The 26,773-nt window shown below is 71.4% G+C and carries 27 protein-coding genes; 6 read left to right on the top strand and 21 right to left on the bottom strand.

Translation table 11 applies throughout. The features are described 5' to 3' along the window. Positions 1–7 precede the first annotated feature (7 nt). Positions 8–739 (top strand): deoxyribose-phosphate aldolase, encoded by a 732-nt coding sequence (gene deoC, locus DEI94_RS08225; protein ID WP_258376449.1) that lies wholly within the window; start codon positions 8–10, stop codon positions 737–739. A gap of 88 nt (positions 740–827) precedes the next feature. After that, positions 828–1,358 carry a hypothetical protein gene (locus DEI94_RS08220; protein WP_111009037.1) on the top strand — a complete coding sequence of 177 codons (531 nt, stop codon included), beginning with the start codon at positions 828–830 and terminating at the stop codon, positions 1,356–1,358. Between the two features lie 15 nt (positions 1,359–1,373). On the opposite strand, the gene DEI94_RS08215 is transcribed toward DEI94_RS08220, so the two are convergent. From DEI94_RS08215 to DEI94_RS08150, 14 genes are all read right to left on the bottom strand, one after another. Next, on the bottom strand, positions 1,374–3,644 hold the full coding sequence (locus DEI94_RS08215) for a RelA/SpoT family protein (protein ID WP_111009339.1): 2,271 nt from the start codon (positions 3,642–3,644) through the stop codon (positions 1,374–1,376). A gap of 210 nt (positions 3,645–3,854) precedes the next feature. Next, positions 3,855–4,217 carry a rhodanese-like domain-containing protein gene (locus DEI94_RS08210; protein WP_111025596.1) on the bottom strand — a complete coding sequence of 121 codons (363 nt, stop codon included), beginning with the start codon at positions 4,215–4,217 and terminating at the stop codon, positions 3,855–3,857. Between the two features lie 18 nt (positions 4,218–4,235). Then, complete coding sequence (secF, locus tag DEI94_RS08205; protein WP_111013331.1) at positions 4,236–5,222, bottom strand: protein translocase subunit SecF; 987 nt, start codon at positions 5,220–5,222, stop codon at positions 4,236–4,238. Then, entirely contained in the window at positions 5,222–6,979 is a 1,758-nt protein-coding gene (gene secD, locus DEI94_RS08200) for a protein translocase subunit SecD (RefSeq protein WP_111025595.1), read from the bottom strand. The genes secF and secD overlap by 1 nt, the downstream gene beginning before the upstream one ends. A gap of 107 nt (positions 6,980–7,086) precedes the next feature. Beyond that, a complete protein-coding gene (gene yajC, locus DEI94_RS08195; protein WP_111025594.1) occupies positions 7,087–7,521 on the bottom strand; it encodes a preprotein translocase subunit YajC in 435 nt (144 codons plus the stop codon). A 96-nt stretch (positions 7,522–7,617) separates the two neighbouring features. After that, complete coding sequence (gene ruvB / locus DEI94_RS08190) at positions 7,618–8,667, bottom strand: Holliday junction branch migration DNA helicase RuvB (RefSeq protein WP_111009032.1); 1,050 nt, start codon at positions 8,665–8,667, stop codon at positions 7,618–7,620. Beyond that, positions 8,664–9,272 carry a Holliday junction branch migration protein RuvA gene (gene ruvA, locus DEI94_RS08185; RefSeq protein ID WP_111009031.1) on the bottom strand — a complete coding sequence of 203 codons (609 nt, stop codon included), beginning with the start codon at positions 9,270–9,272 and terminating at the stop codon, positions 8,664–8,666. Before ruvA ends, ruvB begins: the two co-directional genes overlap by 4 nt. Then, positions 9,269–9,844: a crossover junction endodeoxyribonuclease RuvC gene (gene ruvC, locus DEI94_RS08180; protein ID WP_111009030.1), complete on the bottom strand. Its 576-nt coding sequence runs from the start codon at positions 9,842–9,844 to the stop codon at positions 9,269–9,271. Before ruvC ends, ruvA begins: the two co-directional genes overlap by 4 nt. Positions 9,845–9,874: 30 nt before the next feature. Beyond that, positions 9,875–10,639 carry a YebC/PmpR family DNA-binding transcriptional regulator gene (locus DEI94_RS08175; RefSeq protein WP_111013333.1) on the bottom strand — a complete coding sequence of 255 codons (765 nt, stop codon included), beginning with the start codon at positions 10,637–10,639 and terminating at the stop codon, positions 9,875–9,877. Between the two features lie 99 nt (positions 10,640–10,738). Next, positions 10,739–11,353: a pyridoxal 5'-phosphate synthase glutaminase subunit PdxT gene (gene pdxT, locus DEI94_RS08170; protein ID WP_111025593.1), complete on the bottom strand. Its 615-nt coding sequence runs from the start codon at positions 11,351–11,353 to the stop codon at positions 10,739–10,741. Beyond that, complete coding sequence (gene pdxS / locus DEI94_RS08165) at positions 11,343–12,275, bottom strand: pyridoxal 5'-phosphate synthase lyase subunit PdxS (protein WP_111009027.1); 933 nt, start codon at positions 12,273–12,275, stop codon at positions 11,343–11,345. Before pdxS ends, pdxT begins: the two co-directional genes overlap by 11 nt. A 34-nt stretch (positions 12,276–12,309) precedes the next feature. Continuing rightward, complete coding sequence (locus tag DEI94_RS08160) at positions 12,310–12,849, bottom strand: HIT family protein (RefSeq protein ID WP_111013400.1); 540 nt, start codon at positions 12,847–12,849, stop codon at positions 12,310–12,312. 59 nt (positions 12,850–12,908) lie between these two features. Further along, positions 12,909–14,876 carry a threonine--tRNA ligase gene (thrS, locus tag DEI94_RS08155; protein WP_111025705.1) on the bottom strand — a complete coding sequence of 656 codons (1,968 nt, stop codon included), beginning with the start codon at positions 14,874–14,876 and terminating at the stop codon, positions 12,909–12,911. A gap of 184 nt (positions 14,877–15,060) precedes the next feature. Next, entirely contained in the window at positions 15,061–15,594 is a 534-nt protein-coding gene (locus DEI94_RS08150; RefSeq protein ID WP_111009026.1) for an adenine phosphoribosyltransferase, read from the bottom strand. A gap of 251 nt (positions 15,595–15,845) precedes the next feature. On the opposite strand from DEI94_RS08150, the gene DEI94_RS08145 reads away from it, so the two are divergent. Next, positions 15,846–16,853: a glycoside hydrolase family 6 protein gene (locus tag DEI94_RS08145; protein WP_111025592.1), complete on the top strand. Its 1,008-nt coding sequence runs from the start codon at positions 15,846–15,848 to the stop codon at positions 16,851–16,853. A 92-nt stretch (positions 16,854–16,945) separates the two neighbouring features. Here DEI94_RS08145 and DEI94_RS08140 read toward each other — a convergent pair whose 3' ends face one another. The 3 genes from DEI94_RS08140 to DEI94_RS08130 form a co-directional block, all read right to left on the bottom strand. Next, positions 16,946–19,534, bottom strand: coding sequence for an ATP-dependent Clp protease ATP-binding subunit (locus DEI94_RS08140; protein ID WP_111025591.1), 2,589 nt, complete (start codon positions 19,532–19,534; stop codon positions 16,946–16,948). 129 nt (positions 19,535–19,663) lie between these two features. Next, positions 19,664–20,149: a Cys-tRNA(Pro) deacylase gene (gene ybaK, locus DEI94_RS08135; RefSeq protein ID WP_111025590.1), complete on the bottom strand. Its 486-nt coding sequence runs from the start codon at positions 20,147–20,149 to the stop codon at positions 19,664–19,666. 73 nt (positions 20,150–20,222) lie between these two features. Next, entirely contained in the window at positions 20,223–20,486 is a 264-nt protein-coding gene (locus DEI94_RS08130; protein ID WP_111009022.1) for a hypothetical protein, read from the bottom strand. A 123-nt stretch (positions 20,487–20,609) separates the two neighbouring features. Between DEI94_RS08130 and DEI94_RS08125 the strand changes: the two genes are divergently transcribed. Both DEI94_RS08125 and DEI94_RS08120 read left to right on the top strand, forming a co-directional pair. Further along, positions 20,610–20,798 carry a hypothetical protein gene (locus DEI94_RS08125; protein WP_111013338.1) on the top strand — a complete coding sequence of 63 codons (189 nt, stop codon included), beginning with the start codon at positions 20,610–20,612 and terminating at the stop codon, positions 20,796–20,798. Positions 20,799–20,858: 60 nt separating this feature from the next. Continuing rightward, positions 20,859–21,734, top strand: coding sequence for a hypothetical protein (locus DEI94_RS08120; RefSeq protein ID WP_146249411.1), 876 nt, complete (start codon positions 20,859–20,861; stop codon positions 21,732–21,734). A gap of 93 nt (positions 21,735–21,827) precedes the next feature. On the opposite strand, the gene DEI94_RS08115 is transcribed toward DEI94_RS08120, so the two are convergent. The 4 genes from DEI94_RS08115 to DEI94_RS08100 form a co-directional block, all read right to left on the bottom strand. Beyond that, complete coding sequence (locus DEI94_RS08115; protein ID WP_258376448.1) at positions 21,828–22,334, bottom strand: NUDIX hydrolase; 507 nt, start codon at positions 22,332–22,334, stop codon at positions 21,828–21,830. Continuing rightward, positions 22,331–23,560: an SGNH/GDSL hydrolase family protein gene (locus tag DEI94_RS08110; RefSeq protein ID WP_146244854.1), complete on the bottom strand. Its 1,230-nt coding sequence runs from the start codon at positions 23,558–23,560 to the stop codon at positions 22,331–22,333. Before DEI94_RS08110 ends, DEI94_RS08115 begins: the two co-directional genes overlap by 4 nt. A gap of 106 nt (positions 23,561–23,666) precedes the next feature. Further along, positions 23,667–24,359, bottom strand: a complete 693-nt coding sequence (locus DEI94_RS08105) for a TetR family transcriptional regulator (RefSeq protein WP_111009018.1) — start codon at positions 24,357–24,359, stop codon at positions 23,667–23,669. A 191-nt stretch (positions 24,360–24,550) separates the two neighbouring features. Next, positions 24,551–24,907: a PRC-barrel domain-containing protein gene (locus DEI94_RS08100; protein WP_111009335.1), complete on the bottom strand. Its 357-nt coding sequence runs from the start codon at positions 24,905–24,907 to the stop codon at positions 24,551–24,553. A 156-nt stretch (positions 24,908–25,063) separates the two neighbouring features. On the opposite strand from DEI94_RS08100, the gene DEI94_RS08095 reads away from it, so the two are divergent. Further along, complete coding sequence (locus DEI94_RS08095) at positions 25,064–26,773, top strand: ABC1 kinase family protein (RefSeq protein ID WP_181441705.1); 1,710 nt, start codon at positions 25,064–25,066, stop codon at positions 26,771–26,773.

Here is a 26,773-nt window from a genome sequence, read left to right as displayed (position 1 = left end):
GGATGCTGTGGAATCCGCACTGTTCCCCGCGTCCGCCGACGACGTCCGTCGTCTCATCGATCACGCGATCCTCAAGCCCGAACTCGACCGCGCCGCCGTCGACACCCAACTCGACGAGGCGGCGACCCACCGGGTCCTCAGCGTGTGCGTCCGTCCGAGTGACGTCCGACACGCCGTCGAGCGCCTCACCGGTACCGGCGTGGGAGTCGGCACCGTCATCGGGTTCCCGCACGGCACGACGACCACGAGCACCAAGACCGCGGAGGCCCGTCAGGCGATCGCCGATGGCGCTTTCGAGCTCGACATGGTGCAGCAGATCGGCGCCGCGAAGAGCGGCGACTGGGCCGCGGTCGAGGCCGATGTCCGCGCGGTGGTGGAGGTCGCGGGCGACGTCCCCGTCAAGGTGATCCTCGAGACCGCGTTCCTGACCGACGACGAGATCGTCGCCGCCTGCCACGCGGCCGTCCGGGCGGGAGCCTCGTTCGTCAAGACGTCGACGGGCTTCGCGGGCGGCGGCGCGACCGAGGACCACATCCGCCTCATGCGGGCGACGGTCGGACCGGACGTCGGGGTGAAGGCGTCCGGCGGGGTGCGCGGTCTCGACGCCGTCATCACCATGGTCGCCGCCGGGGCGGATCGCATCGGCACGAGCGCATCGGCACGGATCATGGACGAGTACGCCCATCGGGCTCGTACCGGTGCGGCGTCCGGCCTCGGGGACGACACCAGCTCGTACTGAGCGGCCTCAGATCGCCCGGTCGGGCGACTCCTCCACAGGGCGGGATGCACCGACGACGTCGGACCGACGGCCGCGCCAGACTCGTCCGGTGCGCCGCATCCACACCCCTGACGACCTCGCCCTCGCGGAGCTCTGCGCCGCGCGGCTGGACGGCGAGCTCTACGAGGTCGACGCCTGCTTCGCGTCCGTCGCGCTCCCCGACGACGCCCTGACGCGGGCGAGTGCGTTCGCGTGGTCCGTGTCCGACTCGCGCATCGTCGCCGAGCGGCTCACGGCGGCGTGGATCTGGGGTGCTCGGTCACGCGCCCCCGCCGTGCTGCAGGCCTGCGCCGGCCCCGGGACGCGCGCTCGGGCCTCCCGGCCGCGGCTCCGCGTGCGCGAGACCCGGCTCACTCGGTCCGACGTCGTCGTCGTCGGTCCGGCACGTGTCACCGCCCCCCTCCGGACGGCCGTCGACCTCCTGCGCGTCGGTGAGCGGTGGGAGCGGGACGACGCCGAGGCGGTGCGACGGTTGACCGCGCTCGTGCATCCGGACGCGATCCGGACCGCGCTGGCGGCGACGCGGTCCGCGCCACACTCGCGACAGGCGGTCGGCCGGCTCGAGGAGGCCCTGCGATGACCGTCCCCCGCCGGCTCAGCCCGCGCTGACCCGGTAGACGTCGTACACGGCGTCGATGCGGCGTACCGCGTTCAGCACGCGGTCGAGGTGGGTCGTGTCACCCATCTCGAACACGAACCGGGACAGTGCCAACCGCTCGGACGAGGTCGACACGGTCGCCGACAGGATGTTGACGTGGTGTTCCGAGAGCACCCGGGTGACGTCGCTGAGGAGGCCAGCGCGGTCGAGTGCCTCGATCTGGATCTGCACGAGGAACACGCTCTTCGACGACGGGGCCCACTCGACCTCGATCATCCGGTCGGGCTCCTGCATGAGCGACTGCACGTTCGAGCACGTCGCCTGGTGCACCGACACGCCCTGTCCGCGCGTGATGAACCCGACGATCTGGTCCCCCGGCACCGGGGTGCAGCACTTCGCGAGCTTCACGAGGATGTCCGGTGCGCCGCGCACGAGCACACCACTGTCGCTGTTCCGGAGCACCCGACTCGACACCCGGGCGGGGAACGTCAGCTCGGGTTCGTCGGTCTCGGTCTCGGTCTGGACGCTCGCGAGGATCTTCTCGATCACCGACTGCGTCGAGACGTGTCCCTCGCCGATGGCGGCGTACAGCGCCGAGACGTCCTCGTACCGCATGCTCGACGCGACCTCGGCGACGGTGTCCTGGCTCATGAGTCGCTGGAGCGGCAGGTTCTGCTTGCGCATCGCACGGGCGATGGCGTCGCGGCCCTGCTCGATCGCTTCCTCGCGGCGTTCCTTGGTGAACCACTGCTTGATCTTGTTGCGGGCCCGAGGACTCCGGACGAAGGCGAGCCAGTCCTGGCTCGGGCCGGAGTCGGGGTTCTTCGAGGTGAAGATCTCGACGACGTCGCCGCTCGACAGCTCGCTCTCGAGCGGCACGAGCCGACCGTTCACCTTCGCACCCATCGTGCGGTGGCCGATCTCGGTGTGCACCGCGTACGCGAAGTCCACGGGGGTGGCTCCGGCGGGCAGCCCGATCACCTTGCCCTGCGGCGTGAAGACGTAGGTCTCCTTCGCACCGATCTCGTACCGCAGCGAGTCGAGGAACTCGGTCGGGTCGCTCGTCTCCGCCTGCCAGTCCGAGATGTGCGCGAGCCAGGCCATGTCGGCGTCGGAGTGGCTCGTCGTGTCGACGTCGCGGCCGTTCATCCGCTGCTTGTACTTCCAGTGGGCCGCGACCCCGAACTCGGCACGGAGGTGCATCTCGTGCGTGCGGATCTGGATCTCGACCGGGCGACCCTGCGGGCCGATGACGGTCGTGTGCAACGACTGGTACAGGTTGAACTTCGGGGTCGCGATGTAGTCCTTGAAGCGTCCCGGGAGCGGGGTCCACCGCGCGTGGACCGACCCGAGCACGGCGTAGCAATCGCGGACCGTCGGCACGAGGACCCGGATGCCGACGAGGTCGTAGATCTCGTCGAACTCCCGCCCTCGCACGATCATCTTCTGGTAGATCGAGTAGTACTGCTTCGGGCGGCCCATCACGTCGCCGCGGATGCGCGCGGCCTTGAGGTCCTTCTTGACCAGGCCGATGACGTTCTGCACGAACTGTTCGCGCTTCGGGGTGCGCTCCTTGACGAGGCTGTCGATCTCGACGTACAGCTTCGGATGGAGGACCGCGAACGACAGGTCCTCGAGCTCGAGCTTGATCATCTGGATGCCGAGACGGTGCGCCAGGGGCGCGTAGATCTCGAGCGTCTCCTTGGCCTTCCGGGTCGCGGAGGCGGACTCGACGAAGCCCCATGTCCGCGCGTTGTGCAACCGGTCGGCGAGCTTGATGACGAGGACGCGGATGTCCTTCGACATCGCGACGACCATCTTGCGGACCGTCTCGGCTTGCGCGCTGTCGCCGTACTTGAGCTTGTCGAGCTTGGTGACGCCGTCGACGAGCATCGCGATCTCGTCACCGAAGTCGTCGCGGAGTTCGTCGAGTGTGTACTCGGTGTCCTCGACGGTGTCGTGGAGCAGCGCCGCCGCGATCGTGATGGACCCGATGCCGAGGTCGGCCAGGATCTGCGCGACCGCCACCGGATGGGTGATGTACGGCTCGCCCGACTTCCGGCGCTGTCCGTCGTGGGCGCGTTCGGCCACGGAGTAGGCGCGCTCGATGAGCGTCACGTCCGCCTTCGGGTGGTGCGCGCGGACCGTCCGGATGAGGGTGTCCACGGCCCCGGCCGGTTGGGCGCGCGAGAACAGTCGCGGGAGCAGGGAGCGCAACGACCCGATCGAACCGGTCGTGTTGGCACCGGTCGGGGCGCTCGACGGCATCGTCGCCGGATCGGGTCGCGCTGCGGCGCCCTCGGCCGCCGCGGATTCCCGTGTGTCGGTCATGCGTCCCCTCCGGCCCCGGCACGTCGCTCGGAGCGTCGTCCCACTGATGTCCCTCGGCCGCGGTCGCGGTCGTCCGCACGCGGACTGCCCGACACTCGTGGTGCAGGCAACGCCGGGTGCTGTGCGTTCAACACTACGCGCGCGGACTCAGGCGTCCGAACCCGGTTCGCCCACGGCGTCGTGGTGCCCGCTCGCGTCGTCAGCGGCCGTCGTGACCGCTCCCCCGGCCTGCGCCCAGGCGACCATGCCACCGGCCACGCTCACGGCCGGCACACCCGACCGCTCGAGCGCGTCGGCGACCATCCTCGACCGGTGGCCGGAGTGGCAGATGATCAGTGCCGGTTCATCGTCGGTGGCGATCTCGGTCCACCGCTCCTGCAGGGCCGACATCGGCAGCAGGCGCGCGACCGGGGCGTGGCCCGCGTCCCATTCGTCCTGCTCGCGGACGTCGATGAGTCGCGCTCCGCCCTCGACGCGGCGCATGGCCTCGTGGACGTCGATCTCCTGCATGCGGTCGCCTCTCGGTGGTCAGGCCGGCTGTCGTGCCGCGGCCTGCAGCTTCTTCTGGTCCGACTTGCGGATCTTCTCCTCGCCGATCCGCAGGTGTGCGTAGAGCGGCGACGCGATGAAGATCGTCGAGTAGGTGCCCACGATGATGCCGATGAACAGCGCGAGCGAGATGTCCCGCAGCGTCCCGGCGCCGAGGACGTACGACCCGATGAAGAGGATCGCCGCGACGGGCAGCAACGCGACCACCGAGGTGTTGATCGAGCGGACGAGCGTCTGGTTCACCGCGAGGTTCACCGACTGCGCGAAGGTGCGCCGCGAGCCCTCGGCGTCCTGGGCGGTGTTCTCGCGGACCTTGTCGAACACCACGACCGTGTCGTACAGGGAGTACCCGAGGATCGTCAGGAACCCGATGACCGCGGCGGGCGTGACCTCGAAGCCGACGATGCCGTACACCCCGGCCGTGATGAGCAGGTCGTGGAGCAGCGCCGCCATGGCCGAGAGCGACATCTTCCAGGTGCGGAAGTAGATGGTCATGAACGCGGCAGCGAGGATCAGGAAGATCACGAGACCGCGGATGGCCTGGTCGAGGACGTCCGCACCCCAGGTCGCACCGATGTAGGACGACGCGACCTTGGTGTCCGACACGTCGTACGCCTTGGCGAGCGCGGCAGCGACGTCGTCGTTCTGCGCGGTCGTCAGCTGCGAGGTCTGGACCCGGATCGAGTCCCGGCCGAGCTGGGACACCCGCGGGACGACGTCCGGGACGACCCGCTCGACCGCAGCGGTGGCCGGGTCCTGATCGAGGGTGGACACGTCGGAGATGGTGAACTCCGACCCGCCGGTGAACTCGATGCCGAGGTGGTAGCCACCGCGGAGCCACGGCACGACGACGGAGATGACGATCGCGGCGATGGCGATCGTGTACCAGAGGCGTCGGCGCCCGACGATGTCGTAGGAGCGCTTGCCGGTGTAGAGGTCGCTGCCGAACTGGCTGAAGCTGGCCATCAGGAGTCCTTCCCGTCGGTCTCAGGGGGTTCGGAGTCCGTGGTCGTCGTCGTGCCCTGCGCCTTGCGTTCGGCGATCGTCTGTCGTCGCGCGGCCTCACGTGCGCTCCGCTGGCGCTTGCCGTCCACGACGGGGGCACGGAACTGCGCGCGGCCCCGGTACACCGCACCGAGTGCGGTCGGGTCGAGCCCGCTGAAGCGGTGTCCCTCGTTGAAGAACCGGGTGCGCGCGATGAGCCGGAGCATCGGGTGGGTGAACAGCGTCACGACGATGATGTCGATGATCGTCGTGAGCAGCAGGGTCAGCGCGAAGCCCTTCACGTCGCTCACCGCGAGGATGTAGAGGGTCACGGCCGCGAGGAAGTTGACCGAGTCGGACGCCAGGATCGTGCGGAAGGCACGGCGCCACCCCGCCTCAACCGCGCTCTCGAGCGCGCGGCCCTCGCGGAGTTCATCGCGGATGCGTTCGAAGTAGACGATGAACGAGTCGGCCGTGATGCCGATCGCGACGATGAGGCCTGCCACGCCGGCCAGGGACAACCGGTAGTCGATGCGCCACGACATGATCGCGATGACCAGGTAGGTGATCGCGGCGGACACCGCGAGCGACAGGACGGTCACGAACGCGAGCGCCCGGTACTGCACCACGGAGTAGATGACGACGAGGAGCAGACCGATGAGACCGGCGATCAGACCGCCGATGAGCTGCGCCGAACCGAGGGTCGCCGAGATGACCTCGTTGCTCTGCACCGTGAAGTTGATCGGCAGGGCACCGAACTTGAGCTGGTCGGCGAGCGTCTTGGCGGTGTCCGCGGTGAACGACCCCGTGATCTGCGCCTTGCCGTTGGTGATCGCGCTGTTCGTGGCGGGCGCGGTGATCACCGTGCCGTCGAGGACGATGGCGAACTGGTTCCGCGGCGCCGTGAGCGAGACGAGGCGCGAGGTGACCGCGCGGAAGTCCTTGGTGCCCTGGCCGTTGAAACTGAGGTTGACGGCCCACTCGCCGGTGGACACGCCCTGCGAGTTCGTGGCGATGCCGGACGTCGCGTTGCTGATGTCGGCGCCCACGACCTCGACCGGGCCGAGGATGTACTTGCTGGCGCCGTCCTGGTCACACGTGACGAGCGGCTTCGAGTCGGGGGCGGAGGTGACGTCGTCCGGCGCGTTGCAGTCGTAGTTCTCGTACAGGTCCTGGAGGCGCGCGCTCACCCAGTTCGGGTCGCTCGCGTTCGTCGGCTTCGCCGTGGGCGTGGCCTCGAGCGACGCGGGCGGGCTGTACGGCGTCGGTGAGGCCGTACCGTTCTTGCCCTTGCCGCCGACCGAGGTGTTCGTCGCCGCGGTCGTGTACAGGACGGGGCGGAAGGTCAGCTTCGCGGCTGCCTCGATCCGCTGGATGGTCTGCTTGTCGGGCCGGCCGGGGATCGACACGACGATGTTGTTCGAGCCCTGCGTGTTGATCTCGGACTCGGACACTCCCGAGGCGTCGATGCGCTCACGGATGATCTCGACCGCCTGCTGCAGCTGCTGCGCGTTGACGTCGTTGCCACCCGTTTGCTTCGCGGCGAGCGTGATCTGCGTGCCGCCCTGGAGGTCGAGCGCCAGTTCCGGCACCCAGCTCGCCGAGTCCCACCATCCGGAGGTCTTCGCGCTGTTGGCCAGGATGGTCGCCGTCCCGTTGAGCGCCGAGAGCGCGGCGATGATGATGACCAACCAGGTGAGCGAGCGAAGCGCCTTCTTGACCGGTGTCGTTCGTGCCACCTGTGCGTCTCTGCTTTCTGTACGGACCGCGCAGCCGATCGGCTACCGGGTGCGGAGGAGTCGCCCTCGGGCGGGCCGATCGGGGTCGGCCGGGCGGTGGGTCGGGGTCAGCGGTCGTCGCGCTTGGCGTCCGGGTCGACCACGCCGGTGGTGTCGCTGCCGAGACGTTCGCCGAACTCCGGCTCGCCCGTGGTCTCGACCGGGGCGATCACCGGCCGGGGTTCCTCGTCGCCCGTGGCCGTGGTGCCCACCACCGCGGTGGCGGCGTCGTCGCCGTTGTCGTCGACGACCCGCGACAGGGTCTGGCGGTGGACGGTGACGATCGTGCCGGGCGCGATCTCGACGTCGGCCGTGACCTTCTCGTCGTTCACGGACACGATGGTGCCGTAGAGCCCGAACGACAGCATGACGCGCGCGCCCGGGACCATCTTGGTGGTCATCGTCTCCTGCTGCTGCTTCCGCTTCCGGCTGTTGCGGAACATGAGGAACACGAGCCCCAACGCGAGGACCAGCATGACGATGGTGGTCGGACTAGACTGCATGGGATGGGCCTTCCGGGGGGGTGCTCGAATCGGGCGGGGGTAGTCTAGGGCACCGCGCTGGGAGCATCGTCCCGCCCCGCGTCGCCGCTCGGAGCGTCAGTCGCGCTCGAACAGTTCTGGCTGTGCCGTGGGAGCGGAGCCCTGCTGGGCGGCGCCGCCGGGTGTGAGCCCGAAGTGCCGCCACGCCGTCGGCGTCGCGATCCGGCCCCGGGGTGTCCGGGTGACGAGCCCGACGCGCACGAGGAACGGTTCGACGACCGACTCGATGGTCTCGCTCTCTTCGCCCACCGACACGGCGAGCGTGTTGAGACCGACCGGACCGCCGTCGAACCGCGTGAGCATGGTCTCGACGACCGCGCGGTCGAGGCGGTCGAGACCGAGCTCGTCGACGTCGTACAGGTCGAGTGCGCCACGGACGGCGTCGATGCCGCTGACGGGCGCGTGCACGAGGGCGTAGTCGCGGACGCGACGTAGCAAGCGGTTCGCGATGCGGGGTGTCCCCCGGGACCGTCCGGCGATCTCGCGGAGGGCGGACCGGTCGATGGCGAGGTCGAGCAGCCCCGCGGCGCGGACGAGGACCTGCTCGAGCTCGTCCTGTTCGTAGAACTCGAGGTGGGCCGTGAACCCGAAGCGATCGCGGAGCGGGTTCGGCAGCAGCCCGGCCCGCGTGGTCGCCCCGACGAGGGTGAACGGGGCGAGGTCGAGCGGGATGCTCGTCGCGCCCGCGCCCTTGCCGACCATGATGTCGATGCGGAAGTCCTCCATCGCGAGGTAGAGCATCTCCTCGGCGGAGCGCGCCATGCGGTGGATCTCGTCGATGAACAGGACCTCGCCCGGCACGAGTGAGGACAGGACGGCGGCGAGATCGCCGGCGTGCTGGATCGCCGGCCCGCTCGACATGCGCAACGGTCGCCCCGACTCGTGCGCGACGATCATCGCGAGCGTCGTCTTGCCGAGCCCGGGAGGCCCGGCCAGCAGGATGTGGTCCGGCGTGCGCTCCTGCATCGCCGCGGCCGTGAGCAGGAGCTCGAGCTGCCCGCGCACCTTGCGCTGGCCGACGAACTCCGCCAGGGACCGCGGCCGCATGGCTCCCTCGAAGGCGAGCTCGGCCTCGGACTCGGGTGCGGAGGACGTGATCCCGCTCATCGCGCCGCACCCGACGGCCGGAGCGTGCCGAGCGCGGCACGGAGCAACGCCTGCGTGCCCATCGCTGCGACACCGGGCTCGTTCGCGATCGTCTCGTCGACGGCGGTGCGCGCAGCGTCCTCGCGCCAACCGAGACCGACCAGGGCGATGACGACGTCCTCCGATGCGGGGTGCGGAGCCGCGGGCGACGGGGTGGCCTGGTGTACGGCGGTGAGCTTGCCGGCGAGGGCCACCGTGATGAGCTTGGCCGTCTTCGGGCCGATGCCGCTCACCTTGCGGAAGGCCGTGTCGTCGTCGTCGGTGACCGCGCGCGCCACCTGTGCGGGCGTCATCGTCGCGAGCACCCCCATCGCGGACTTCGGCCCGACGCCGGAGACGCCGCGGAGCAGGTCGAACACCTGCAGCGCCTCGGCGGTCTCGAACCCGTACAGCGACATGTCGTCCTCGCGGACGACGAGCACGGTCCACAGGAAGACCTCGGCCCCGTGGCGGACGGCCAACGCGTGCTGCGGGGTCACGGTCACGCCGTACCCGACGCCACCGACCTCGACCACCATGCGGGAACCCGCCGTGTCGATGCAGGTGCCTCGGAGACTCGCGATCATCCTCCGAGCCTACGAGACACCACCGACCGCTCGGCCTCTCGCCACGCCCGCTGTGCCGGCGTGAGCGTGACGGCCCGCGCACCGGCCTCGGTCGGTGCGCCGACCCTCCAGGCGTGGCAGATCGCGAGTGCGAGCGCGTCCGATGCGTCGGCGGGCTTCGGGGCCTCGGCCAGTCCGAGCACCCGCGCCACCATCGTCGCCACCTGCTTCTTGTCGGCGTTGCCGTAGCCGCTGATCGCCGCCTTGACCTCGGAGGGGGTGTGCAACGTGACGGGGATCGACCGCGACGCCGCTGCGTGGAGTGCGAGTCCTGCCGCCTGGGCGGTGCCCATGACCGTGCGCACGTTCGCCTGGGCGAAGACACGCTCGACGGCCACGGCATCGGGCCGGAACTCGTCCATCGCGGCACCGACGCCGGCGGCGATGCGGACCAATCGCTGCTCGAGCGCCATGTCCGACGGTGTGCGGACCACCGTGACGTGCACGAGACGGGCCCGACGGTCGGCCGCGACCTCGACGACGCCGACGCCACACCGGGTCAGGCCCGGGTCGACGCCGAGGACGCGGATCACGGACGGGGCCGGTCGGACCCGGTCACGGGACTAGTCCTCGTCCTCGTCGAGCTCGGCCTGCACCTCGGCCGGGATCGCGAAGTTCGCGTAGACGTTCTGCACGTCGTCGCTGTCCTCGAGGGCGTCGATGAGCTTGAACACCTTGCGGGCCGTCTCGGCGTCGACGTCGATCCGGAGCCCGGGGACGAACTCGGCGTCGGCGGCGTCGTAGTCGATCCCGGCGTCCTGCAGGGCCGTCCGCGCGGCGACGAGGTCCGAGGCCTCGGTGATGATCTCGAACCCGCCACCCTGGTCGGTGACCTCCTCGACACCGGCGTCGAGCACGGCACCGAGGACGTCGTCCTCGGTGAGGCCGTCGGTCTTGGTGACCGAGATGACGCCCTTGCGGGCGAAGTTGTAGGCCACGCTGCCCGGGTCGGCCATGGTGCCGCCGTTGCGCGTCATCGCGGTCCGGACCTCGGCCGCGGCGCGGTTCTTGTTCTCCGTGAGGCACTCGATCAGCATCGCGACGCCGTTCGGGCCGTAGCCCTCGTACATGATCGTCTGGTAGTCGATCGACTCACCGGTGAGGCCGGCGCCGCGCTTGATCGCGCGGTCGATGTTGTCGTTCGGGACGGAGGTCTTCTTCGCCTTCTGCACGGCGTCGACCAGCGTCGGGTTGCCCGAGAGGTCCGCACCGCCCATCTTGGCGGCGACCTCGATGTTCTTGATGAGCTTCGCGAAGGACTTCGCACGGCGCTGGTCGATGACCGCCTTCTTGTGCTTGGTCGTTGCCCACTTGGAATGCCCGGACACGGTTCTCCTCGATCGGTTCTGGTGATCCCGGTCATCGTACAGGCCGGGAGGGACGGGACGGGTGGAGCCGCGCCTCCCCGCTGGCGCGCGCCGACCGGGTCAGGCGTCGGCGACGAGCTGGAGGAAGCGGCGGTGGAAGCGGTCCTCGCCGCTGACCTCGGGGTGGAACGCCGAGGCGATGACGTTGCCCTGCTGCACCGCGACCGGTCGGCCGTCGGGCAGGGCGCCGATGACCTGCACGTCGGGACCGTGGTCCTCGACCACCGGGGCACGGATGAACACGGCGTGCACCGGGGCCTCGCCGAGGTCCGGCATCGGGATGTCGATCTCGAACGAGTCGTTCTGGTTGCCGAACGCGTTCCGGCGGACCGTCGTGTCGAGCACGTCGAGCGTCTGCTGCCCGTCGATGCCGTCCTGGATGCGCGACGACAGCATGATCATCCCGGCGCAGGTGCCGTACGTCGGCAGGCCCTCGTGGATGGCCTGGGACAACGGCTCGGCGAGACCGAACGACCGCGCCAGTTTGTCCATCACGCTGGACTCGCCCCCCGGGATCACGACGCCCTGGAGGCTCGCGAGTTCCTCCGGGCGACGGAGCGGCACGACCTCGGCACCGAGCGCCGTCAGCGACGCGATGTGCTCCCGGAAGTCGCCCTGGAGTGCGAGGACCCCGATCCGGGGCCGGACGCTCCCGACGACGGGGCTACCAGCCACGCTCGGCGAGGCGGTGCGGCGCGGGGACGTCGGCCACGTTGATGCCGACCATCGCCTCGCCCAGACCGCGGGAGACCTCGGCGATGACCTTCGGGTCGTCGTGGAACGTGACGGCCTTGACGATCGCCGCGGCGCGCTTCGCCGGGTCGCCGGACTTGAAGATGCCCGAGCCGACGAACACGCCGTCCGCGCCGAGCTGCATCATCATCGCCGCGTCCGCCGGGGTGGCCACGCCGCCCGCGGTGAACAGCACGACGGGCAGCGCACCCGTCCGGGCGACCTCCTTGACGACGTCGTACGGAGCCTGCAGCTCCTTGGCGGCGACGTAGAGCTCGTCGTCCTTGAGGTTGCGGAGCGCGGCGATCTCCTTCGAGATCGTTCGGATGTGCCGCGTCGCCTCGGAGACGTCGCCCGTGCCGGCCTCGCCCTTGGAGCGGATCATCGCCGCACCCTCGGTGATGCGACGGAGGGCCTCACCGAGGTTCGTCGCGCCGCACACGAAGGGCGTGGTGAAGTCCCACTTGTCGATGTGGTTGACGTAGTCCGCCGGCGAGAGGACCTCGGACTCGTCGATGTAGTCGACACCGAGCTCCTGCAGCACCTGGGCCTCGACGAAGTGGCCGATGCGTGCCTTCGCCATGACGGGGATCGACACGGCGGCGATGATGTCCTCGATCATCGACGGGTCGGACATGCGGGCGACGCCGCCCTGGGCCCGGATGTCGGCGGGGACACGCTCGAGCGCCATGACCGCCGTCGCGCCGGCGTCCTCGGCGATGCGCGCCTGCTCTGCGTCGATGACGTCCATGATGACGCCGCCCTTGAGCATCTCGGCGAGGCCGCGCTTGACGCGCGAGGAACCGGTGATCGAGGTGCCGGGGGTCGAGGCGGGATCGGTGGTCGATGCGGTGCTGTCGCTCATGATCCACCCAGTCTAGTTGCCCGGCGGAGCGTGATCACGCTGGGCGAACACGCGACTCGTGCGGCCACGCCTCGGCCACCAGGCGCCGGGTCTCGCCGAGGAGCTGGGTGATCGCCTTCGTCCGCGCGATGATCGGGAAGAAGTTCGAGTCGGACGCCCAGCGCGGCACGATGTGCTGATGCAGGTGCGCTGCGACGCCCGCGCCGGCGATCTCGCCCTGGTTCATGCCGATGTTGAAGCCGTCGCAGTGCGCCACGGTCCGGAGCACGCCCATCGCGGTGCGCGTGAGGGCGGTCATCTCGGCGGCTTCCTCGTCGGTCGCCTCGTCGTACAGGGGCACGTGGCGGTAGGGGCAGACGAGCAGGTGGCCGTTGTTGTACGGGTAGAGGTTGAGCAGCACGAATGCCGTCCGGCCGCGGGCCACGATGAGGGCGTCCTCGTCCGGCAGGGTCGGCGCGACGCAGAACGGGCAGTCGTCCTTCTGGCCACGCCCCTCCCCCGCGCGTCCCTGCTCGATGTACACCGCGCGGTGCGGCGTCCAGAGGCGCTGGAACGCGTCGGGCACGGCGGCCATGTCCGCGGAGGAGCGGATGACGAAGGGGTCGCCCTCCGTTCCCGGGGTCTCCGCCACGGTCAGACCTGAGCCCGCTCGCGGATGGCCGTCGTGATGCGGTCCACGGCCTCCTGGATCGGCACGCCGTTGTGCTGGCTGCCGTCGCGGAACCGGAAGCTCACGGCGCCCTGCTGCCGGTCCTCGTCGCCCGCGATGAGCATGAACGGGACCTTCTGCTTGGTGTGGGTGCGGATCTTCTTCTGCATGCGGTCGTCAGAGTGGTCGACCTCGGCGCGCACGCCCTGCTCGCGGAGCCGCGTCACGACCTCGTCGAGGTAGTCGCCGTACTCCTCGGCCACCGGGATCCCGACGACCTGCACCGGTGCGAGCCACGCGGGGAAGGCACCCGCGTAGTGCTCGGTGAGGACGCCGAAGAACCGCTCGATCGACCCGAAGAGCGCGCGGTGGATCATCACCGGACGCTGACGCGAGCCGTCCGCGGCGGTGTACTCGAGGCCGAAGCGCTCGGGCAGGTTGAAGTCGAGCTGCACCGTCGACATCTGCCAGGTGCGGCCGATCGCATCACGGGCCTGGACCGAGATCTTCGGACCGTAGAACGCCGCTCCGCCCGGGTCCGGCACGAGCTCGAGACCGGAATCGGCGGCGACCTCCGCCAGCGTGCTCGTGGCTTCCTCCCAGACCTCGTCGGAGCCGACGTACTTGTCCGGGTCCTTCGTGGAGAGCTCGAGGTAGAAGTCGGTGAGGCCGTAGTCGCGGAGCAGCGACAGCACGAAGTTCAGCGTGCGGGTGAGCTCGTCCTTCATCTGCTCGCGCGTCGTGAAGATGTGGGCGTCGTCCATCGTGAGACCACGGACACGGGTCAGGCCGTGGATGACACCGGACTTCTCGTTCCGGTACACGGTCCCGAACTCGAACAACCGGAGCGGGAGGTCGCGGTAGGACCGGGCCTGCGAGCGGTACACGAGGATGTGCATCGGGCAGTTCATCGGCTTGAGGTAGTAATCGGCGCCCTGCCGGGTGATCTCGCCCTCGTCGTTCCGTGCCTCGTCGAGGTGCATCGGCGGGAACATGCCGTCCTTGTACCACCCGAGGTGGCCGGACTGTTCGAAGAGGTCGCCCTTCGTGATGTGCGGCGTGTTGACGAAGGAGTAGCCCTCGGCCTCGTGGCGGCGCCGCGAGTAGTCCTCCATCTCGCGGCGGATGATCCCGCCCTTGGGGTGGAAGATCGCGAGGCCCGAGCCGATCTCGTCCGGGAACGAGAACAGGTCGAGCTCGGCCCCGAGCTTGCGGTGGTCGCGCTTGGCGGCTTCCTCGAGGCGCTCGAGGTACGCGCGGAGCTGGTCCTTGTCGGGCCATGCGGTGCCGTAGATCCGCTGGAGCTGCGGGTTCTTCTCGGAGCCACGCCAGTAGGCCGCAGCCACCCGCATGAGCTTCGCGGCGTTGCCGATGACCCGGGTCGTGGGCAGGTGCGGCCCGCGGCAGAGGTCCTGCCAGACGACCTCGCCGGACTTCGGGTCCACGTTCTCGTAGACGGTGAGTTCGCCGGCACCGACCTCGACGCTCTCGCCGGCGTCACCCTCGCTCGCCGCGCCCTTGAGGCCGATGAGCTCCTGCTTGTACGGCTCCCCCGCCATGAGCTCGCGCGCCTCGCCGTCGCTCACCACGCGACGGACGAACCGCTGGCCCTGCCGGATGATGCGGTCCATGCCCTTCTCGATGGCCTTGAGGTCCTCGGGCGTGAACGGCTCGGCCACGTCGAAGTCGTAGTAGAAGCCGTCGGTGACGGGCGGTCCGATGCCGAGCTTCGCCTCGGGGTTGATCGCCTGCACGGCCTGCGCGAGCACGTGCGCGGTCGAGTGCCGGAGGATGTCGAGGCCGTCCTGCTCAGCGAGGGTCACGGGCTCGACGACCGCCCCGGCGGAGACCTCGGCAGCGAGGTCACGGAGCACACCGTCGACCCGGATCGCCACGACCGACCGCTCGCCCGCGAACAGCTCGGTCCCGGTCGTCGTGGTCGTCGCCGTCACGGTCGCGGGTGCCGGCGGCACGTCGGGCTGGTCGGCGGCGGGGACGACTGACTCGGTCACGGTGGTGGGGCTCCCTCGTTCGGTGGTGCACCAACACTAGTCGGCCGGGAGGCCCGCACCGCCCCGTCGACGACCCCGGCCCGCACCGTGGCGGGAGTGCTCGCTGCGCAGCGCGCGCGAGGCGTCAGGCGGGCGCGGTCCCGAGGGTGTGCACCGGCAGTCGACCCTCGAGACGGGCCCGGCCCCCGAGGCCGTCGAGTTCGAGGAGCGCTGCGAACCCGACCGCGTGGTACCCGGCACGTTCGAGCAGCGTGATGGTCGCCTCGGCGGTACCACCCGTCGCGAGGACGTCGTCAACCACGAGGACGCGCGTGCCCTCGGGCAGTTGTCCGGGGCGCAGCTCCACCGCGGCCTCGCCGTACTCGAGCGCGTACTGCTCGCTGAGGACCTCGCCGGGGAGCTTCCCCGCCTTGCGGACGGTGAGCACACCCCTGCCCCGCTGGACGGCGATCCCCCCGGCCAACGCGAACCCGCGCGCCTCGATGCCCGCCACGGCCTCGACGTCCGTGAACGGCTCGGCGAGTGCGCCACAGACGGTCGAGAACGCGACGGGATCGGCGAACACCGGGGTGACGTCGCGGAAGAGGATCCCCGGCTTCGGGAAGTCCGGCACCACGGCGGTGAGTCGTTCGACGAGGGACGCGGCGTGCTCGGTCATGCCCCAACCGTACGGGGACGGCGCTGGCCGACGTGCCGTCGGTACCGGCGCGCGACGGGGTACGCCCTGCGCCGATCCGGACCGCCCACCGGGGTACAGGCCGTCCTGCTGGCCGGCGAGGAGCACACGGCGTGGCGGTTGGCAAGCCCCTCCGGTCCGCGTGGACAAGCGGAACGGCGGCCGGTTGACTTGTCCCCCACACACGGCAGACGTACAGGACGTCTGTCAGCGATCACCCAGGGGAACAACCGATGAACCGCATCGTCCGTGCGGCCCTCGTGGCCGCCGCCGTCGCGTCGATCAGCACCACGACGGCCATCACCGAGACCGCCAGCGCATCGGCGGCGACCGCCACCGTCACACCGGCGACGATCCGTACTGCTCCGACGCAGACGATCTACCAGGGCGGTCTGTACGTCCAGCCCGACAGCCAGCCGGCGCAGGCGGCAGCGACCCTCGCCGCACAGGGCCGGGCCACCGAGGCAGCGGCGGCGCGGACGATCGCACGCCAGCCGATCGCGATCTGGTTGGGCGAGTGGTTCCAGGGCGGCCTGCTCGACAGCACCATCGCACGGAACCTGGCGAGCGCAGAATCGAAGGGCACCACCCCGGTGTTCGTCACCTACGCGATCCCCGACCGGGACTGCGGCGGGTACTCCGCTGGTGGGCTGACGCCCGCGCAGTACACCGCGTGGAACCAGCAGATCGCAGACGACCTCCACGGTCATCGCGCGGTCGTGCTCGTCGAGCCCGACTCGCTCGCGATGCTCCCGTCGTGTTCGCAGGACGCGTCGACGCGGCTCCCGCTCCTCAGGACAGCGGTCGCACAGTTCCACGCCGCCGGTGTCCCCGCGTACCTCGACGGGGGGAACTCGAGCTGGAACACGCCGGCCGTCACGGCCTCGGAGCTGAACCAGGCGGGCGTCAGCCAGGCGCGCGGGTTCTTCACGAACGTGTCGAACTTCAACGCCGTCGACCCGGAGCGCTCCTACGCCGGCAAGGTGTCCGCCCTCACCGGCGGATCGCACTTCGTCATCGACGTCTCGCGGAACGGTCGCGGTGCCCGCGGCGACTGGTGCAACCCAGCGGGTGCCGGCCTCGGTCAGGACCCGCACGTCACGTACGGCAGCGGCCAGCTCGACGCGCTGCTGTGGGTGAAGACACCCGGTGCGAGTGACGGCACGTGCAACGGTGGGCCGGCGGCCGGCGACTGGTTCGCGTCGTACGCGGTCGGACTCGTGCAGAACGCCGCGCGCTGACGCCCGTCCGGTCCGTGGCACCGCCCGGACAAGCGACGGGAACGCCCCCGGTGTCGATGCGACACCGGGGGCGTTCCTCCACCCGGAGTGGACTAGACCCGCACGCGGGCGTCCCGGTCCACGGTGGCGACGAGCTGGTCGGCGACCACGTCGATCGCGATGGTCTCGCCGGCCGCGACCTCGGAGCGGACCATGAGGTCCGCGACGCGGTCCTCGACCTCGCGCTGGATGAGCCGACGCAGCGGACGGGCGCCGTACTCGGGTTCGTACCCGTGCTCGGCGAGCCAGTCGACTGCGGCGGGACGGACCTCCAGGTCGAGGTCCTGCGCGGCCACCCGACGTGCGGTGTCGGCGAGCAGGAGCCCGACGATGGCGTGCAGCTGCGCGCGGTCGAGCTTGCGGAACAGCACGATCTCGTCGATCCGGTTGAGGAACTCGGGCCGCATGGCCTCGCGGAGCTTGCCCATCACCCGGTTCCGCAGGTCCTGCTCCTCGTACCCCGAGGCGTCGGTCGCCGCCGAGAACCCGAGGGCGCCCGAACGGCTGGCGAGGAACTCGGACCCGAGGTTCGACGTCATGATCACGACCGTGTTCCGGAAGTCCACGGTGCGTCCCTGCCCGTCGGTGAGTCGTCCGTCGTCGAGCACCTGCAGGAGCAGGTTGAACACGTCCGGGTGCGCCTTCTCGATCTCGTCGAGCAGGATCACCGAGTACGGGTTCCGGCGGACACGCTCGGTGAGCTGCCCGGCTTCGTCGTACCCGACGTACCCGGGAGGGGCGCCCACGAGCCGACTGACCGTGTGGCGCTCCCCGAACTCGCTCATGTCGAAGCGGAGCATCGCGGTCTCGTCGCCGAACAGGCTCGACGCGAGCGCCTTCGCCAGCTCGGTCTTGCCGACACCGGTCGGGCCGAGGAACAGGAAGCTCCCGACGGGGCGACGCGGGTCGCCCATGCCGGTGCGGCTGCGACGGACCGACTTGGCGATGGCGGCGACCGCGTCGTCCTGCCCGATCACCCGTGCGTGCAGGTCGTCCTCCAGGACCGCGAGCCGGGCGCGGTCGTCCGCGGTGAGCCGCGAGGCGGGGATGCCGGTCGCACGGGCGACGACCTCGGCGATGTCCGCCTCGGTGATCGTCGTGTCGGCCTCCGTCCGGGAGGCGCTGCTCGCGTCGGTCGCGGTGGGCGCGGTGGCGGACTCGATCCGGGCCTCCAGTCCGTCGATGGCGTCACGGAGCCGCGATGCCTCCTCGTACTGCTCCTCGGCGACCGCGCGGTCCTTGGCGGACTGCAGGTCGACGATCTCGGCACGCAGGGCGTCGACGTCGACCGTGCCGCTGAGGGCGAGACGGCGCCGCGCGCCGGCCTGGTCGATGAGGTCGATGGCCTTGTCGGGCAGGAAGCGGTCGGTCACGTAGCGATGCGACATCTCGACGGCCGCGCGGATGGCGTCGTCCGTGTAGGCGACGCCGTGGTGCTCGGCGTACCGCGGCGCCAGGCCGGCGAGGATCTGCACGGCGTCGGCCACGCTCGGCTCGCCGACCGTCACGGGCTGGAAGCGGCGTTCGAGCGCGGCGTCCTTCTCGATGCGGCGGTACTCGTCGAGCGTCGTGGCGCCGACCATGTGCAGGTCACCGCGGGCGAGGCGCGGCTTGAGGATGTTGCCGGCGTCCATGCCGCCGTCACCACCGCTGCCGGCGCCGACGACGGTGTGCAGCTCGTCGACGAACACGATGAGCTCGTCGCGGTGCGCGGCGATCTCGTCCATGACCTTCGTGAGTCGCTCCTCGAAGTCACCGCGGTAGCGCGTGCCCGAGACCATCGCGGCCATGTCGAGTGCGACGACCCGCTTGCCCTGGAGCAGCGTGGGGACGTCGCCGTCGACGATGCGCTGGGCCAGGCCCTCGACGATCGCGGTCTTGCCGACGCCCGGTTCACCGATGAGGACCGGGTTGTTCTTGGTACGGCGGAGCAGGATCTCGACGGTCTGCTCGATCTCACCGGCGCGGCCGATCACGGGGTCGATGCCGCCCTCGCGCGCGCGGGCCGTGAGGTCGGTGCCGAACTGGTCGAGCGTCGGGGTGTCGGACTCCTGGCCCGGCGTGCCGGCCGCGGTGCTGCCGGCGACCGGGCGACCCTCGCGGGCGGCACGGGCGGCGTCCTGCGCGTACTGCTGCATGGTCTGCGGCGTCACGCCCGCGGCGACGAGCATCTGCCCGGCGACGGTGTCCTGCTCGACCACGAGCGCGAAGAAGACGTGCTCGGGGTCGACGTACGTGGATCCGAACGCGCGCGCGGCCTGCGCGGCGTCGAGGAGCGCGCGCTGCGCTGAGGGCGTGAGCGCGGGACGGCCCTCGGGGCGCTCGTCGGACGGCTCCGGGAGTCGTTCATCGACCGCGGCGGCGAACCGCTCGGGGTCGGCGCCGACGGTGCGGACGAGCCCGGCGAACGGCTCGGCGGTCACGAGGACGCGGAGCAGGTGCAGGGCGTCGATCTCGTGGTGGCCGCGCTCCACGGCGAACGTCGCCGCGGCGCGGAGCACTTCGTGGGTGCGGCGGCTGAGGAGCCGCGTGATGTCGACGGGCCGGCCGAACGGCACGGACCGCTGCTGGCCCTGGAGCAGGCGGGCGAGGAACTCGTCGAACGAGTTGTCGCTGCCGGTCGGGCCGAAGACGTCTGACAAAGGGACCTCCTGTGGAACTTGAGTGCGTCCGACTCAATACAACGCAGAGGTGCCCCGGCCATTCCCGGGTGCGGGAAGAAGTTGCGTCGACACGACTCAGGTCCGCGAGGAGGTCGCCACGGGGCCGGCTCAGTCCCGCGCGATCGCGGCCGTCGCGCCCGCCGTGACCGCGAGGAGGTCTCGCGGCGCGAGTTCGATGTCGAACCCCCGCCGTCCGCCGCTCACGAAGATCGTGGCGTAGTCCTCGGCCGACGCGTCGAGCACGGTTCGGAGCGTGGTGCGCTGTCCGACGGGGCTGATGCCGCCGACGACGTATCCCGTGCGCCGCTCCGCGAGGTCCGGTGCCGCGAGCGACGCCTTCTTGCCCCCGACCGCGTTCGCGATCGCCTTGAGGTCGAGTCGGTTCGCGACGGGGACCACCGCGACCACGAGCTGCTCGTCGACCTGGACGACGAGCGTCTTGAACACCTGGTCCTCGCGGAGCCCGAGCGCCGCGGCCGCCTCGGCGCCGAAGTTCGTCGCCGTCTCGTGGTGCTCGTACACGTGCGGCGTGTAAGGGACACCGGCACGGTCGAGTGCGACCGTGGCCGGGGTGCGCGGGGAGGCAGCGGTCATGCCGTGATCTTGCCTGGAGTCCGCTGAACGTGGTCCGCGGCGCGCGGGCAGCCGTCGCTCCCGCGGAACGGGATCAGCCGCCCTGACCCTCCTGCTGCGGGCCCTGGTCCACCGGGTCGTACTCCGTGCCCCGTCCCTGCTCCTCGTCCGGCAGCGGGTTGCGGCGCTCGGCGGAGACACCGCCCGTGTTCGTGGCCACGTAGTCCGCCGCACCCGACTGGGTGTCCTCGCTCATCGGCCGGGTGAGGTCGCCCTGCAGCACGCTGTCGGAGGTGCTCGCCGCTGCCGCCTCGGCAGCCGCAGCCGGGTCGCGCTGGTCGTGCCCTGGTTCCGTCATGTCGCCGAGCCTAGGCCGACGGCGACGACGACGTCCCTGGGAACGGGGGTCGCGGGCCGCGCCTACCGTCGGCGCGAGGAGCGCTCAGCGTGGGCGCCCCGGCCACGCGGACGAGGAGGCGTCATGAGCAACGACGGAACGAGCGGCAGCGACCGCGAGTGGGAACCGCCCATCGTCGACGGGGAGCCGGTCACCGCGGAACGGCTGGAGCGCGACCTGTCCTTCGACAGCGATGCCGCGCCCGCGGACGACGCGCTCACGGACGACGACGCCCGGACCGCCGACCTGGAGGCCACCGAGGCCGAGGACTGACCCCGGCCGCTCCGCGGGCCGCTCCACGGAGCAGGATGGGTGGGACGAACGGCGGAGGACATGTCGGCACTCGATGACGGGGTCGGCGGCGCAGGCCCGGAGCCGGGCCGGCGCCGCGCGGCGTTGCAGGCGATCGCGTACGGGCCGGACGCCACGCCCGCCGAGGCGCAGGCCGCTCGCCGGGCGCTCGATGCCCTCGACCTCGCGCCTGGCCGGCCGGTCGTCGCCGAGACGCGCGATGCTCGACCGACCGGCGCCGACCGGACCGACTCGATGCCGATGGCTGCCGACCGGCTCCCGTCCGGTGCGGGCGCCGCTGCCCCCGCACCGCCCGACCCGACCTCGGCCCGGGCGAGCGACGTCGCACCGGTGACCGCGCTCGACGACGGGCGGTCCAGCGGCTCCGGCTCCGGTCGCGCGCCGAGGCGAGGAGCGTGGGGCCGCCTCCCGGTCCGGCTCCGCCGTGTCGGCCTCGTCGCGATCGTCGGCACCGCACTCGCGTCGTTCGGCGTCGGTGCACTGGTCGGGACGACGATCGACCAACAGCGGTCACGACCGTCGGTCGCGGCCGCCACGAGCGACGGGGAACGCACCCTCGCGGCGCTGCTCTCGGCGCCGCAGACGTTCGCCGACCAGATCCCGGGAGCGGTCTCGGCTCCCGTGCGGCTGCACTCCACACGCCTGGTGTTCACGAACCGCTCCCTGTCCGCGGACGACGCCCAGACGCCGTGGGACGTGTACGCGGCGGTCGGGACGAACGCGTCGCTCGTCTGCCTGCTCGCGACGGCGGACGGTCGGACGGCGAGCACGTCGTGCTTCCCCCGTGCCGACGCCCTCACCGGATCCGTCACCCTCGTGACGCAGAGCGAGAGCGGCACCCTCACCGTGCACGTCCGCGGCGGGGTCGTGTCCGGTCGTGTGCGGCCCTCGTCCTGAGCGCGCCGCCTCTCTCGTGGGCGCGACGCCTCTCTCGGGTGCGACGCCCCTCTCGTGGGCGCGACGCCTCTCTCGCCGCCCCTCTCGTCGGCGCTACGCCTCCTCGCGACGGAGCAGGGTGAGCAGGGCGTCGAGCGCAGGCACCTGACCCGCCACGAGGTCCGTCCGTGCCGCGGCGACGCTCGTCCACCGGGCGTCGTCCACCTCGGGGAACGACACCATCCGGCCCGACCCCCGCGGGAGCTCGACGAGGAAGGTCGTGCTCCGGACCGTCTCCACGACGAGGTCCGACGCGCCCGCGAACAGCGTGACGCGCTTGCCCGAGGCCTGGCGGAACGTGCCGAGTTCGACGTACGGCACGTCCGGTGCGGGGACGCCGATCTCCTCGTGGAACTCGCGCCGCGCGGCGTCGAGCGGTGTCTCGTCGAGGTACTCGCCCTTCGGGAACGACCACGCCCGTGGTCGCCGCCGCCAGAACGGGCCGGCCATGTGCGCGACGAAGACCTCGGTGTCGATCTCCGGGTCGGCGGCACCACGAGCGACCGATGCCGCGGCCGGTCGGTACAGCACGATGCCCGCGCTCGTCACCACGGCCGTCACGACCCGTCGGGACGACGTCGACGACGCACGAACGCCCAGACGACCACGACAGCGCCGAGGCCGACCACCCCCGCGCCGATCGCCAGCCGGCCCGCGTCGGCGGAGGACCGAGCGGCGGCCGCACGAGCCGCTGCCGACGCGGACGCCCGCGCCTGCGCGGACGCGCTGGCCCGTGCCTCCCGGGCCCGTGCCGCGGCCTCCGCGTACACGGCGCGGATGCGGCGTCCGGCGTCCGTGGCCATCGCTCCGGCACCCGCTGCGTTCGGATGCAGCGCCCCGGGTACGAGGTCGACGTCCCGGAGGCCGGACGAGGCGGACAGGGTGATCCCCCGGACGAACGGCCGGGTCCTCGAACACGGTGAGTGGGCGGCCGTCGCGGAGAGCATCGAGACGTAGGTCCCACCGGCCTGGTGCACGACGGCCCGCGTCGTCCGGTCGAGCCGCTGCTGCACGCCGTGGAGGTAGCGGACGTCCGTGTCCGTGAACGGGAACGCATCGCGCGGGAACGACCCGGTCAGGCTCGCGGCGTCGAGCGCGGCGCGGAAGCAACCCGCCGTTGGTGTGTGGGCGGCGTCCGGGAAGATCGTGGGGTACCCGACGACGACGAGTCGGGCGTGCGGCGCGGCCGTCCGCACCGCACGCACCGCCGACCGGATGCCACGGGTGACGGGACCCTCGACGGCCGCCGCGAGCGCGTCGGTCCCGTCGGTGACCAGGCGGCTGCGACAGTTCGGCACGTCCGCCCCCGACAGCACGGGTCCGCGTCGGGACAGGGCGACGCACGAGGACGCCGTCGCGAACAGCCCCGCGTCGTTGCCGCCGATGGACAGCGTGACGAGCCGCGTCCGGTCGCTCAGCGCGTCGACCTGCGGTGCGGCACCGTTCTGGCGTCGGGAGACGACGTCGGCGCTCGTGGCCCCCGCGCACGTCACGTCCACGAGCCGGAGGTCCAGGCTGGCCGCGATGCGGTGCGGGTAGTCCTCGGATGACTGGCCGCAGGCCGGGACCGGGTCCCCCGTCGCATGTGGCAGGCCGTAGCCGGCGGCGTAGGAGTCGCCGAGCGCGACGTACTCCGCTCCGCGCGGGGGCAGACCGTCGCGACCGGCGCGCGCACCGTGGTGCGCGGTGGAAGCGGGCACCACGGTGGCCGCCGACGCGGCCGGTCCCGCACCGGGGTCGGCGGTGCCGATGACGACGACGGACAGGGCGGCGGATGCGGCGATCACGGCCAGCGGACGGCAGAGCAGGATGGGGACCTCACCAAGCGGGGACGGGGGCGGCGGGGCGACCGATGCTACGCCTCCCGGCCCGCGTGACGATCGTGGGCGGCGGTCAGCCGACCAGTCGCCGCAGCCGACGACGGATGCGGTCGACGTCGTCGCACCCGGCCTCCTCCATCGCCTCGATCGCGCGTTCGGTGGCGGACGCGAGGGCCGCGGGGGTGGCACCGAGCGTCGCGTAGCGGTCGAGCGCGTTCGACACGGCCCGGGCGACGAAGCCCTCGTACTCGCCGAGCGACTCAGCGAGCTCGTGGAGGCCGACGAACCCGGCGACCATCAGGTGCGCCTCGAACGGGATGTCGACCTCGGGCGGGGCGTCCCCGATGTCGACCGCGCGCTGCAGCGTGGTCGCGCACAACTGGATCCACCCGACGTACGGCACCGGCAGGTCGATGTCGATGAGTTCGGCCTCGCGCTCGAGCCGCACGACGGCCCGACCGATGGGGTCCGACTGCTCCTGCATCGCGACGAAGACGGTCGACAGGGCGAGTTCGTCGAACGGGGGACGATCGGCGGCCGGCAGCGCGGCGAACACGCCCTCCTGCGTGAAGGACACGTCCATGATCGCCTGGACCATGTCGGTCTTCGACGCGAAGTGGTAGCTGACGAGGCTCTTCGCCACCTGCGCCCTGGCCGCTACCGAGGCGTAGGTCGTCGCCTGGTAGCCGCGTTCCCCGAATTCCAGGGCTGCGGCCTCGAGGATGGCGTCCCTCGTGCGTCGGCGTTGGTCCTCACGCATGCCCATGGCAGACCACCGTAGTGGCAGGAGCGATGAGGGACGCCGCCCCGGCCTGGTTCCCGTCGATTTCCCAGGACGGGCGTCCTGTGGGAGACTTCGAGCACAGGCGCGGCTCCGGCCGTGCGACGGCCGTCGAGCGGCCGGATGGACGTGCCGATGTGGGGGGACGTCCAGGGCCCGCTCGACGGTCGTCGGGGTCAGCGGCGCCCGAGTCGCCGTTCGCCGCCCGCACCGGCCTGGTACACGAGGCCGTAGTGCTGGTACAGCGTCGGTTCGACCGACGCCTCGAGCTCGCCGTCGGTGTCGATGGACGGCGCGTCCTTGACGAGCTTCTTGTCGTAGGTCACCTTGAGGTGCTTGGGCGACACGGTGGCGCCGTCGAGGGGCACGAACACGAGTCGCTGCCGACCGATCAGACCGATCTGGACGCTCGCGAACGCCGGCTGCGACGTCGCGGTGTCGAAGTAGATGCTCTCCAGGCTGCCGATCCGGTCGTCGCCGGCGTCGACGACCGGCTGCCCGATCCAGTCGCGGATGTTCTCGGCCTCGAACACGTCGTTCCTCTCCCCGCGCCGGAACGATTCGGGCGCGGTGCCGCAGACGGTAGTCCCGGTGCGGGCGTCGTGTCGCCGGTGCGCCGTGTCGCCGCTGCGCCGTGTCGCCGCTGCGCCGTGTCGTCCGTGCTCAGGGTCGCGGTCCAGGATCGGGTCGTGACGGACCGACGAGCGACCCTGCCGCGCCTGGCCGACCTCGCCCAGGGCGACGACACCGCGACGGGGACGCTCCGCGACCGTGCTCGCCGGTTCGCGGAGCTGCTCGGCATCGCTCGGCGCAACGGGCTGCTGCCGTTCGGCCGCCTCGACTTCTCGCGGTCCCCGGGAACGGCCGGTCTCCGGGTCGAGCAGGCGACCGGGTTGCGGCGCGCACTCGAGGAGGCCGGCGGCGCGTTCGTCAAGATCGGTCAGCTGCTCTCGACGCGTGACGACCTGCTGCCGGACGAGTGGCGCGCCGCCCTCGCCGATCTCCAGGAGGACGTCACCCCCGCGCCGGCCGACGCGGTCGCGGCCCTCCTCCGTGAGGAGCTCGGTGCGCCCGTCGACGAGGTGTTCGCCGCGTTCGATCCCGTCCCGGTCGCGGCCGCGTCGATCGCGCAGGTCCACCGTGCCCGCCTCCGGGACGGCCGGACCGTCGCGGTCAAGGTGCAGCGACCCGGCGTCGCGGTCGTGATCCGCCGCGACGTCGACATCGCCCTGCGGGTCACCCGGTTCCTCGCGCGCACCTCCGCCCAGGCACGTCGGCTCGGGGTGGAGGACGCCGCGGCCCAGTACGCGACGGACCTCGTGCGGCAGGTCGACTTCGGCCGCGAGGCGACGAACCTCGCCGCACTCCGCGCGACGCAGGCGCGCAGTCGTCGTGCCGCGGAACTCCACCTGCCCGAGCTCGTCGACGAGCTGAGCTCCCGCCGCGTGCTCGTCATGGAGTTCCTCGACGGTCGTACGCTCGCGACGGCCCGCGCGGACGGGGCCGACACCGCGTCGCTGGAACCACTGATGCGGACCGTGGTCCGCGCCTTCATCCGGCAGGTGGTCGTCGACGGGGTCTTCCACGCGGACCTGCACCCCGGCAACATCCTCGTCATGCCCGACGGGCGGCCGGCGCTCGTCGACTTCGGATCGGTCGGGAGGCTCGACCTCACCCTGCGCGAGACCGTCCAGGAACTGCTCGTCGCCTACCTGCAGTCCGACACGCGCGGCATCGCCGACGGGGTGCTCCGGCTCGCCCCGCTCGCCGACCCCGTGGACGAACCGGCGTTCCGACGGGACATCGCGACGTTCGTCGTCGACGAGCTCGGACCCGGAGCCCGCATCGGGATCGACACGGTCGACGCCGCCGTCGAGGTCTTCGGCCGCTACGGCATGGCGGTCCCCGCGGAGTTCGTCGCGGCCGCCCGGGCGTTCGCGATCCTCGAGGGCACGCTACGCACCGTCACGCCCGCGTTCGACCTGCTCGAGGAGGCCCGGACGCTCGCCCGCGACCAGATCCGGGACCAGGTGACCCCCGCCGGGGTCCGGGACCTCCTCGTCCGTGAGGCACTCGCGGTGCTGCCCGGACTCCGGCGCCTGCCCCGCCGCGTCGACCGCATCGGGGAAGCCCTCGAGACCGGTCACCTCAACGTGAACGTGCGTGTGCTCGCCGACCGACGCGACCGACGCCTGGTCGCCGGTCTGGTCCGTCGAACGGTCTGGACGGTGCTCGGGGCGCTCGCGGGCATCACGGCGGTCGTGTTCCTGGCGGTCCCGCGACCCGTCCACCCCGGCGCGCTGACCCCGGCGGCGGCGGGCTGGGTGCTCGTGGTGGTCGCCGTGGTGTCCCTCGGCGCGACCGCGATCGACGCGGCGCTGGCTCGGCGTCGCGAGTGA

This window comes from Curtobacterium sp. MCBD17_040 (assembly GCF_003234805.2).
Lineage (GTDB): Bacteria > Actinomycetota > Actinomycetes > Actinomycetales > Microbacteriaceae > Curtobacterium.
The sequence above is the reverse complement of the archived record's forward strand: the minus strand, read 5'-3'. Positions and strand labels throughout refer to the sequence as shown.